The 3,021-nt window shown below is 70.4% G+C and carries 4 protein-coding genes; 3 read left to right on the forward strand and 1 reads right to left on the reverse strand.

Annotation, left to right across the window (positions count from 1 at the left end):
* Window positions 1–413: gamma-glutamylcyclotransferase family protein (locus H0488_RS19930; protein ID WP_183100977.1), on the reverse strand; the 413-nt coding region annotated here is incomplete at its 3' end.
* A 26-nt stretch (window positions 414–439) separates the two neighbouring features.
* On the opposite strand from H0488_RS19930, the gene lpdA reads away from it, so the two are divergent.
* The 3 genes from lpdA to H0488_RS24365 form a co-directional block, all read left to right on the forward strand.
* Window positions 440–1,840: a dihydrolipoyl dehydrogenase gene (gene lpdA / locus H0488_RS19935; protein WP_183100978.1), complete on the forward strand. Its 1,401-nt coding sequence runs from the start codon at window positions 440–442 to the stop codon at window positions 1,838–1,840.
* Between the two features lie 165 nt (window positions 1,841–2,005).
* The gene (locus H0488_RS19940; RefSeq protein ID WP_183100979.1) at window positions 2,006–2,587 is read left to right on the forward strand and encodes a hypothetical protein; all 582 of its coding nucleotides are present in this window, start codon (window positions 2,006–2,008) and stop codon (window positions 2,585–2,587) included.
* A 5-nt stretch (window positions 2,588–2,592) separates the two neighbouring features.
* Window positions 2,593–3,021, forward strand: a 429-nt coding sequence (locus H0488_RS24365; protein ID WP_246372556.1) for an FAD-dependent oxidoreductase, incomplete at its 3' end; no start/stop codon positions are given.

Consider the following 3,021-nt stretch of genomic DNA (forward strand, 5'->3'; position numbering starts at 1 on the left):
GAGACGTAGTCGTCGGGCGCGTCGGCCGCCTCCGCGGCATCGGCCAGCACCCCGAGGTACGACGCCGACGGCAGGCCGCCCTCATAGGCGTCGAGCACGTAGGTCCACGCGACGATCGAGCCCGTCATCGTCGCGACCCTGACCTTCGTCTTCCGGTAGAGACCGGAGTCGGCCGACTCCCACTGGTCGAGCACCGGCTTGTCCAGCGGGCTCACGTCGTAGAGCGCGACGAAGACCTGCTCGAACGGGTCCTGGACGATCGTCGCGAGCGCTCCGTCCCAGCCGTGCTCCTCGCCGCCGAAGGTGAGCCGCCAGCCGGTGAGCCAGCCGGTCGTCTGGAGTGGGGAGTGGGGGCACCGCTCGCCCATGCGGGCGGGGTCCAGGTTGGTCCCGTAGGCGGCGTACGACGTCACGGGGTCAGGTTAGTAGGCTCGCTCCCGTGACCCACTTCGATGTCCTGGTCCTCGGCGCCGGCCCCGGTGGCTACGTCGCCGCCATCCGCGCCGCGCAGCTCGGCAAGTCCGTCGCCGTGGTGGAGAAGACGTACTGGGGCGGCGTGTGCCTCAACGTCGGCTGCATCCCGTCGAAGGCGCTGCTGAAGAACGCCGAGCTCGCCCACACGCTGGCCCACGAGAAGGACAAGTTCGGCATCGAGGGCGACGCGACGATGGCCTACGGCCCGACCCACGCGCGGTCGCGCCAGGTGAGCGCGGGCATCGTCAAGGGCGTCCACTACCTGATGAAGAAGAACAAGATCACCGAGATCGACGGCTGGGGCACGCTCACCGGCCCGAAGGCGGTCGAGGTCGCCGGCGACGACGGCGCGGTGTCGTCGTACACCTGCGACAACCTGATCATCGCGACCGGCGCGACCGTGCGCCTGGTGCCGGGCGTCACCGTGAGCAAGAACGTCGTGACGTACGAGGAGCAGATCCTCGACGACACGCTGCCCGGCTCGATGGTCATCGGCGGCTCGGGAGCGATCGGCGTCGAGTTCGCCTACGTCATGAAGAACTTCGGTGTCGACGTGACCATCGTCGAGTTCCTCGACCGGATGGTCCCCACCGAGGACGCGGACGTGTCCAAGGAGCTCCTCAAGCACTACAAGAAGCTCGGCGTGAAGGTGCTGACCTCTACCGCGGTCAAGTCGGTCGAGGACACCGGGTCGGGCGTGCGGGTCACCGTCGCGCCTGCCGACGGCAGCGGCGAGGAGCAGGTCCTCGAGGCCGACAAGTTCCTGGCCGCCTTCGGCTTCGCGCCGCGCGTCGAGGGCTTCGGCCTGGAGGCGGCGGGCGTCGCGCTGACCGAGCGCGGCGCGATCGAGATCGACGACTACTGCCGCACCAACGTCGAGGGCGTCTACGCCATCGGCGACTGCACCGGCAAGCTGATGCTTGCCCACGTCGCCGAGGCGATGGGCATCGTCGCCGCCGAGACCATCGCCGGCGCCGAGACGATGCCGGTCGAGTACGACTTCGTCCCGCGCGCGACGTACTGCCAGCCCCAGATCGGGTCCTTCGGCTACAGCGAGCAGCAGGCCAAGGAGAAGGGCTACGACGTGAAGACCGCGTCGTTCCCGTTCTCCGCCAACGGCAAGGCCCAGGGCCTCGGCGAGGCGGTCGGCTTCGTGAAGATCGTCGCCGACGCCGAGCACAACGAGATCCTCGGCGCCCACCTGATCGGCCCCGACGTGACCGAGCTCCTCCCGGCACTGACCCTCGCGCAGAAGTGGGACCTCACCGCCGACGAGATCGGGCGCAACGTGTTCGCGCACCCGACGCTGTCCGAGGCGGTCAAGGAAGCGATCCACGGCATCGCCGGCCACATGATCAACCTCTGACCAACCACCGCGAGCGCTCGAGGTCTCCGTCCGCGACCGCTCGCGACGATGGGTCTCCTGACCCATCGTCCCGAGGGCTGTGGAGCCGGCGGTCGACTCGGAGGGCGTCCACAGGCCCGCCTCGGGCCGGTTTCTCTGTTGCGCCGCATGCGCAGGGTCTCCTGCATGTTGATCAGTGGGCGGCAGGCGGCCGCGATGCTCGAACCGTGCGGACTCAGCCTGTCCGCGGCACAGCACGTGTTGGCGACCGAGATCGCAGGCCCGCCGGCGCAACCGGCGCCCTTGCTCTACGACGCCGACGCCGTCGCCCAGCTTGCTGCGCGACCGCTGATCGACACGAGTGAGGTCGCTCGGGTGTGCCCCACCGGATATCTCGTCGCGCGGCTTCCGCGTCAACGGCGGTTCCTGGTCGGCTCGCCGTGGAGCGACCAGAGTGCCCGGCTCGAGGGCCCCTGGCGGATGGACGCGATGGTTCACCTGGTGGTCGCCGTGCTCGTCAGCAGGGAGTCGGGCTTCCCGCTGATCCTGCTGGCCAGCGGATTCGTCGTCGCCGGGGCGGAGGTGACTGGTCTGAGGGGCTCGACGCTGGCCGAGCAGCGCTTCGACGTCGAGCCGGCAGGCGCGTGGTTCGACCGGTTCCGGGGCCGCCGATGCGCGGCTGGCCGGGGTCGGCAGACGGAGCTGCGGGGGTGGGCCGCGGCGGCCCCCGTGCGCCGTTCGGCCCGGATCGGACCCCTGCAAGAATGACCGCCATGTCACGCGTGGTGATCATCGGCGGCGGTCCCGGCGGCTACGAGTCGGCGCTGGTGGCCGCCCAGCTCGGGGCAGAGGTCACCGTCGTCGACACCGACGGCATCGGCGGCTCGGCCGTGCTCACCGACTGCGTGCCGAGCAAGACCCTGATCGCGACCGCCGAGCTGATGACCGACATGACGGAGGCAGCCGAGCTCGGCATCGAGTCGCGCGACCACCGGGGTGACCAGGTGGTCACCGGGCTGGAGGTCGACCTGGCCAAGGTCAACGCGCGGGTGAAGCGACTAGCAGCCGAGCAGTCCGACGACATCGCACGCCGGCTCGAGCGCGACGGGGTGCGGGTGGTGCGGGGCCGCGGACGGCTCGACGGCCCGAGCTCCGTGGTCGCCGACCTCGCCGCCGGCGGCACCGAGACCCTGGCGGCCGAC

This window comes from Nocardioides pelophilus, from assembly GCF_014180685.1.
Classification (GTDB): Bacteria; Actinomycetota; Actinomycetes; order Propionibacteriales; family Nocardioidaceae; genus Nocardioides; species Nocardioides pelophilus.